This is a genomic window from Rhodopirellula sp. UBA1907 (assembly GCF_002337565.1).
Taxonomy (GTDB): Bacteria; Planctomycetota; Planctomycetia; order Pirellulales; family Pirellulaceae; genus Rhodopirellula; species Rhodopirellula europaea.
On record NZ_DDGH01000028.1, the window covers coordinates 45,863 to 53,466 of the forward strand.

Consider the following 7,604-nt stretch of genomic DNA (forward strand, 5'->3'; position numbering starts at 1 on the left):
AGCCGCTGTCCGTTTCTGGGCGTCTCGGCTGAACTGAAGCTGGCTCTTGCGAACTGGGGCGGCGAGGTGGAATTCGTCGTGCATTTGGGGCTCGAGATTTCATGGAAGCAAGATACTCCAAAACAATCCTCCACGAGAATCAGGCATCGACCCCGACTACCGAATGTCGCGCGCTGACGCTGGATCTTACATCAATGCATCAGATTCATGCCTCGCAGGGTTTGTCAGCTCGACTTCGCCCATTGCGATTGATGTTTGAGTAGCGGCTTTCCCGCGTCAGAGTCGTGACATCTCACAGTGACATGTGCTGGCAAGGAAGCCGCCACGATTCGTGCACCGCGTCAGTTTCAACGCTCGCTGCATAGGAAAAATCGAGCGAGGACGGCCATTCGCGACGAACAGCGCACGAATAAATCGAACGCAACAAAAAATGCGTTCGGCAGTTCGCCGAACGCATTTCGATATTCAAATGCTTGCAATTCCAAACGGATTACATCTTTGCCATGCGAGAAATGTCGAACGTGTCACCGTTCAAGGTTACCTTGTTGGCGAGCAACATGACTCGATCCTTCACTTGAATGGCTGGGCCGCTGATCGTGACTTGACTGCCCTGATTTAGGTTCGCGTCCAAATCGTTCTTGCGTCCGAGATCAACGAGCATCATTTTCCCATTGTCCGTCTTGATCTTGGCAAGCTGTCGTTGCTTGCCATTGATATTGACGGTCTTCATGGTTTCGATCGTGCCGGAGTACTCGCGGCCGCTACGTTCGACCTCCATTTGCTGCCCATCATGCTCAATCGATTGCGACAGCAGCACGCTGGTGTCTCCGGTCTTGAACGGCGAACCCTTGACCGTCAGCGTGTCGTTGAGCTGCGGCATTCGGTCGAGTTGATCAGCGGGACCCAAGTCCGCGATCATCGATTTGCCTTCACTTTGGTTTTGAAGTTCCACAACGATGTTGGTCGTTGCTGGTGTCTTCACCTTCTTGGCTCGAGTGATCTTACCGGTGAACGACTGACTCTTGGCCGATGAGTTTTGTTGATCGGCTTTTTGCTGAGCAGTCTTTTGCGAGTCGCTTTGTTCGTCGCCGTCTGAGAACGAGACATATGTGGCGTCGTCGTACGTTCCATCACCGTCGGTGTCGGTGTAGGAAGCGAAGGCGTCGTACACACCATCGTTGTCATAGTCGTAGTAGTTCGATGTGTACTCGTAGTTGCCGTCGTTGTTGTAGTCGCCGTAGTCCGAGTACCCGTGATCGTAGTAATCGTAGAACCAAGTGTTACTTGACTCGGTGTCGGCGTAGTAACCGTGATCGTTGTTCGTCCAGTCGATGTCGTTGTCGGAATCGCTGGACGTCAGGGCTTCGTCGCGGTCGTACGTCTCGTTATCCCAGCGGCCGATCGCTTCGTCGGTTGGGTTGTAATCGTTTCCGTCGAACCATTCGCTGACGTCATACCAGGCATCGTCCTCGTAGTAAGGCGATCCGGTTTCCCACTCCCATCCAAAACCTGCTTTCGCAGTGGATGCAGCGGCCAGCGGCGTGATCAGTCCAGCGGCAATAGCAAGTGCAAAACGTCGTTGGCGTGTAGGTAGTCGCTTAGTCATTTCGGTCTCCTGTGTAGGGGCACAAATTGACGCGTGCGTTTACGTTCACAGAGCGTCGTTCAGGAGAGAAAGGGCCGCAAAGTCGATGCCAAAAAAGACATCGACGCAGCGAGAGTTTGACGTCCAAATCGCTTTGGCGGGAAACTCTCATGCATCGCGGCGTGCCGCGGTCAATTGCCAAAACAGCAATGAATCCCGCGGCGAAACGCTGTTGATGATCAACCCATTTCGGCCTTGATCAAATCGATCAAGTCTTGCGTTTGCAATTTCGCGGCGGCGTCGGTGCCATCCAAGATGCCGGCAACGAGTTCTCGCTTGTCGGCATGCAGTTGAAGGATTTGCTCCTCAATCGTTCGCTCAGCGACCAATCGATAAACCGTCACTGCCCGTTCTTGTCCGATGCGGTGCGCCCGGTCAGTTGCTTGATCTTCGACGGCGGGGTTCCACCATGGATCCAAGTGCAACACATAGTCGGCCGCGGTCAGGTTCAACCCGGTTCCACCCGCTTTCAACGAGATCAAGAACAGATCGCCTTCGCCATTTTGGAAAGCATCGACGCGGCGTTGCCGTTCGTGCGAAGGAGTGGCTCCATCGAGGTACTGATACGAGATCCCACGTTCGTCCAATGCCGCTCGCACCACGCTGAGGTGTTTAACGAATTGGCTGAATACGAGAGCGCGGTGATCACCTTCGCGAAGTTCTTCCACCAGCGACAAGAACAATTGCAACTTGGAAGAGGTGCCCTTCCAGCTTGGTTCGACCAACGATGGGTGACACGCAAGTTGACGCAAACGGGTCAGCCATGACAGCGTCTGAATGCGACGTCGGCCTTCGTGCGATGGTGCTCCGCCGCCCGCGGTCAATTCCGCCAGCGCGGCCAAACGAGCGTCTTCGTAAAGCTTACGCTCGGGAGCCGACAATTCCGCACGCAGCGTGATCTCGGTGCGAGGCGGCAATTCCTTCAGCACCTTGTCTTTTGTTCGCCGCAGCACAAACGGTCGAACCAACCGCGCCAACGATTCGCGACGATCCGCGTCACTGTGTCGTTCGATCGGCTCAGCAAATCGGCTTCGGAATCGTTGCCAAGACCCGAGCAAGCCTGGGCTCAACGTTCGGAACAAACTCCACAACTCGCCGAGGTGATTCTCGAGCGGCGTACCGGAAAGTCCCAAACGCCAATCCGCTTGGATTGTGCGAATGGCTTGCGATGTTTTGGTTTGCGAGTTTTTGATGAACTGAGCTTCGTCGAGCACCAACGTGTGCCAACTTCGCGAAGCAAATCGTTTCGCGTCGCGTTGCAGCAATTGATAGCTGACGATCAGCAAGTCGTTTGGCCCCGCGGTCTTGATGACTTCGTCTCGATCGCAATCGCGGTACAGCTTGCCGGTCAACGCGGGAGTGAACTTCTCCGCTTCTCGAACCCAGTTCTCACCGACACTGGTTGGTGCCACGACCAACGCGGGGCCAGTGGGGCCACGTTCGACCAAGATGCCGAGTGTTTGGACGGTTTTACCGAGACCCATGTCATCGGCGAGGACGCCACCAACACCCCAGCGACTCAAACGTGCCAACCATCGGTACCCGTCCAATTGGTAATCACGCAGCGTCGCATCGAGGCCATCCGGGCGATCCGGTGACCAATCCTGAAGCGAATCGAGTCGCTCGATCGCTTGGTGCCAAGCCGCTGTTGTTTCCAGCGTCACGTCGTCGCCCAGAACGTCGCGAGCCAACGGCACGGCTGCTCCGGCCAATCGCAGTTGTCCCTTTTCGCTGACCAGCGTGTCGCCCAACTGCGTCAAACGCTTGCGGAACGCCTCACTGATTTTCGCGAAACGGCGATCGCCGACACGAACGAGTTGACGGTCTTCGCGGACCGCCATCAAAAGATCTTGCAGTGGCACGTCGACACCATCGACGGTCACGGTTCCCGTCATGCCAAACCAGTCCGGCGAGTCATCGATTTTGATTCGCAGCGATTTCGGTGTGATCTCACCACGCACGCGGAACGTTTCGCCTTCGGGCCAAACGATTCGAGGCGATTCATCGCCGGCGTCGTGCAAACGACCCAGCAAATCCAATGCGGCGTGATCGGTCAGTGCGACCCACTCCATCGTGCTCTCGTGAGACAGACGGCTCAGGCCAAAACGTTGCACGATCTTTTCGGCAGATTCCAATTCCGCTTTCAAATCGCGTTGCAATCGAATCGGACCGGTCTCGGCCAAACATGGCACCAACTCGGGAGCATCCCCGGGGATTAACGAATCTCGCAAACGTGACTCGTAGACTCGCAGAGAAACCTTCAATCCCGCACCCGGACGCGGACGCATTTGCAGCACTAGCTCACACGGAGCCGGAACGATCGGACCGGCCAATTGCGGTGGCAGTTCCACTCGAATCAACGAGTCGATCGACCCAGCGGCCAATGCCAACCGCGAAGCCGTCGCGTGATCGAGCAATGTGTCGCGATAGTCGCCGCGAAGCAAGAACTGAATGATTCCAATCGCAGCGGGATCGGCCAGCGTGCACAGGACGATTCGGTCTTCGTCGGAATCGGCCAAGATGATCGCTGGTTCGACCGGACTCAGGCCGCCGACAACGATCTCGCACTTTTGCACATTGATGTCAATTCCGTCGACCGACAGTCGCGGTTGAAATTGCACCTCGACCTTTTCTTCATCGGGAATTAAATCGTCGGGGATCAATCCATCGGCGGATGGAGCCTCGACGGAATCCAGTTCCGATTCCGGCATGGTCATCGTCGCGGTGACGTTGCCCAACAACTCATCGGCGGATTTGCCCGAACGTTTGCCTGATGATTTGCGAGTTGTCTTTGTCGCGGTCTTTTTCTTAGAAGCTTCGCCGTCAGTTTGTCTCTTGGATGCTTTGGGTTTCTTGGACTGTTCGACTTCGACCGGCTGCAACGTCAACAACAACTGACTGCAGAAGACTTCGACGGGAAGTGCGTTCTGATCGTCCCAGGCAACGTTCTCGTGGCCGGCCAGCATTCGCAAGGCTTCGAAGATGGCGTAGTTGTCATCGTGAACGCCGTGTGTCGGCACCGAAGTCAGCGATGCGATTTTGCTGTCCAGCGGATCGGTCAACAAGTTTTGATCCAGCAGGTCGAAGCTGCGGACTTCGCGACCCTTGGTCCAACCCTTGCCGCCTTTGCGTTGCTTTTGTTCAAACGGCGTGATCGTCAGTGGTGCCGTCTGCGATGCCATGTTCACGCGAACTCGCCACTGCAAACGAGTGGGCTCGGCGTCTTCGGCTGGTGCCGGTCGCGAATTTTTGGCTCGTCGCAACAGTTCATCCACGAACTGCTTGCCCGCCGCGACGGCGTCAGCTTTCAGGCCGCCCAGGAATTCGATCAGTGGCCCGTTGCCGTTTCGCCGAGCAATTTGTTCTTGCAACCACCAAGCGGCGGCCAACGTGTGCGGGCACGAGTTGTCTCGCAGGAACGCCACGCATCCGCATTGGCATTCGCTGGAAAGTTCGCCGACTCCGCCGGGATCGTCCTCGTCGACTTGCGGGACGATTTCGAGAGCAACGTTTTGCTGCTTTTCTCGGTTGCCAACCACCTGGAAATCAAAGCGAACTCCGTTGTCGCCTTGCGTCAGAGTGGGAGTCTTCACCGTCAGCATTGCTGCGCGGGAATCGAAACCCTGGTCGTGCGAATCAACGAGACGCTCCACCGCCTCGCCCATCAGCAATCCAAGCGATCCGAGTTGGTCTTCCGCGATCCAGTCCATGCGTGTTGCTTCTCAGAAGGTGCAATTCAAAAAACGAGCGAAACAGGTTACACGCGATGGCGCTTCAAAGCGATGGTGCAAAGCGACAACCTCCCACGTCGGAGCTCAATGGGCGATTCGTCCCCCAAAGGGTGCTCTTGTGCCTCGAACCAGCCATCTCGCGGCGACTGACCGAACCGACTACTATGATGGCGCTAAGGCGAAAGCCGGCGGAGTGGCACCAGTCGCGTGCCAAACCATCCCACCCGGCCCCTTTTCAGATCGACTCGGTTGTTTCCAGCCCGGTTGGACAAAGGTGGTTGTTCACACGTTGTGTGCGGGAGTTCCTTGGGAATGACACTCGGACAAGACACTTTGTTGCCAGGGATCGTTTCGGAGGGCATTTTCGGACAATCCTTCGAAAGTTGAGAATCGCTTGATTCAGGCGTTTCAGTCAACTCGAACGAACGTCGGGGAAACGGATGGCGGGCGACATGGGTGAGCCGCACCGTCTCGGTTGCCAGGATGGTCCTGAGTAACGTTTCGGACGTTTCCCGATAGTTTTTTGTTCGGTCTTTGAATCGCTGGTTGCCATGGGGCAAATGCATTTTGATGTCCCTGACGCAGCGAACGAGTTCTTTGAATCGACTCGTTGGGAAGACGCGTATCTATGCGGCATCGAAGGGGTGCCGTGGCAGTCACGCAATTCTTACTCGAACGGCCGCTTCACGCTGACTCGCGGCGTCGACACCTCGGCCAAACTGTTCCTGACCTGCCCAATTCCCTCCATCGGGTATCGCCAACTCAGCACATGCAGTTTGCGTTGCCTGGACAGCTCGCACCGACTGTTTGTCGAACTGGCTCGTGGAAGCTGTTACCGCGTTCGTGTTCAAGCCGATGTTTGGCAACGCGGCGGGTTGGTCCTCAGCGATCGATTCGACGATTTTCTGACCCGAGGCACCAAGCGTTTTCTGGACGCCGCACAGTGTGCCCCCGACGACCCGTCGTGCGTGGATGCCGCCTTGGAAGCCATCGAAGCTCTCGAGCAGGCATCGAACGAACTGGGCGATCTGTTCTCGACTCAGTCCGTTGCCTATCGCCGAAGTCGCGAAACTCGGTTGAGCACCATGTTGGCCGTCGGAGTTTTGCCGCCGCTGCCCGCCACCGAAGTCACCGCGGACATGCAGTCCGGACGCGCCAGCAATTCGATTGATGAACAAGCCACCATCACGCGAGCATTCAACGCCGCCGCGGTTCGAATCAGCTGGGGCGAAATCGAAACCGATTCGGGGCGTCCGAATTACGAACCCGCGGACGAAGCCCTGACCGCGTGTGCCCAAATGGGGCTGCGTGTGATCGGCGGACCGGTCATCGACTACCGCAAAGGTTTGTTGCCGGATTGGTTGACTTTGTTGGAGGATGACTTCGACAAGTTGATGTCAACGATGACCAGCTTCGTCGAAAAGACGGTCATGCAATTTCGGGGACGCGTGAACCTTTGGAACGCAGCCTCCGGACTGAACGTTGCCGGACCGCTTGGGTTCGACGATGAACAAGTCATGCGGTTCTCGATCGGAATCCTGCAAACGATCCGACGTTGCGATCCAAACACGCCCGTCTTGATGTCGTTGGACCAACCTTGTGGCGAATACCTCGCTCGCGACGAACAAGGGATCAGCCCGTTGCACTTCGCCGATGCTTTGCTGCGGAGCGGTTTGGGGCTGGCCGGGATCGGATTGAATTTCCGATTTGGATTCGACGACGGTGACACTCACCCACGATCGGCGGTCGAGTTCGGGCAAATGCTTGACCGTTGGGGAACCCTGAACGCTCCGCTGATGGTTCAGTTGTCCGTCGCGGGAGCACCCGGAAAAGACGCGGCGGCACGCTTGCCAATTCAAACGCGGCCGTTGTCACCAGAAATCAATGGCGAGCCTGACTCTTGGGCCAAGGCTCAATTCGAATTTGTGCAGCCACTGATCGAAACGTTGCTGTCAAAACAAATTGTGCACGCGGTGGTGTGGGACGGTTGGTCGGACCAGCATCCTCACATGACGCCGCACGCGGGATTGATCGATGCCAAAGGTCGGCCACGACCCATGCTCGCCTACCTCACCAAAATTCGCGAAGAAATGTTGATCTGAAAGCGGAGGATGTCTTTCCTCGCTGACGCGTCGGGTTGGGACAGAAATGTAGGCCAGGTTGCACCTGGCGGGGTGAATGGACGGACATCGCTGAGTCTTGCGCGATCGGCTGGACGGCTCGCTTTG

Annotated in this window: 3 protein-coding genes and 2 pseudogenes; 1 reads left to right on the forward strand and 4 read right to left on the reverse strand. The window is 56.6% G+C overall.

From position 1 onward, the window contains the following. Positions 1–490 precede the first annotated feature (490 nt). Together B2R17_RS06015 and B2R17_RS06020 are read right to left on the reverse strand one after the other, a co-directional pair. Entirely contained in the window at positions 491–1,606 is a 1,116-nt protein-coding gene (locus tag B2R17_RS06015; protein WP_286763261.1) for a hypothetical protein, read from the reverse strand. Positions 1,607–1,824: 218 nt separating this feature from the next. Next, the gene (locus B2R17_RS06020) at positions 1,825–5,355 is read right to left on the reverse strand and encodes a DEAD/DEAH box helicase (protein ID WP_286763262.1); all 3,531 of its coding nucleotides are present in this window, start codon (positions 5,353–5,355) and stop codon (positions 1,825–1,827) included. 572 nt (positions 5,356–5,927) lie between these two features. On the opposite strand from B2R17_RS06020, the gene B2R17_RS06025 reads away from it, so the two are divergent. After that, the gene (locus B2R17_RS06025; protein WP_339888497.1) at positions 5,928–7,478 is read left to right on the forward strand and encodes an endo-1,4-beta-xylanase; all 1,551 of its coding nucleotides are present in this window, start codon (positions 5,928–5,930) and stop codon (positions 7,476–7,478) included. On the opposite strand, the pseudogene B2R17_RS28295 reads toward B2R17_RS06025, so the two are convergent. Together B2R17_RS28295 and B2R17_RS28300 are read right to left on the reverse strand one after the other, a co-directional pair. Beyond that, a pseudogene (locus B2R17_RS28295) lies at positions 7,442–7,552 on the reverse strand (DUF1589 domain-containing protein); the annotation flags it as partial. The gene B2R17_RS06025 and the pseudogene B2R17_RS28295 overlap by 37 nt on opposite strands. Beyond that, a pseudogene (locus tag B2R17_RS28300) lies at positions 7,504–7,604 on the reverse strand (DUF1589 domain-containing protein); the annotation flags it as partial. The pseudogenes B2R17_RS28300 and B2R17_RS28295, both read right to left, overlap by 49 nt.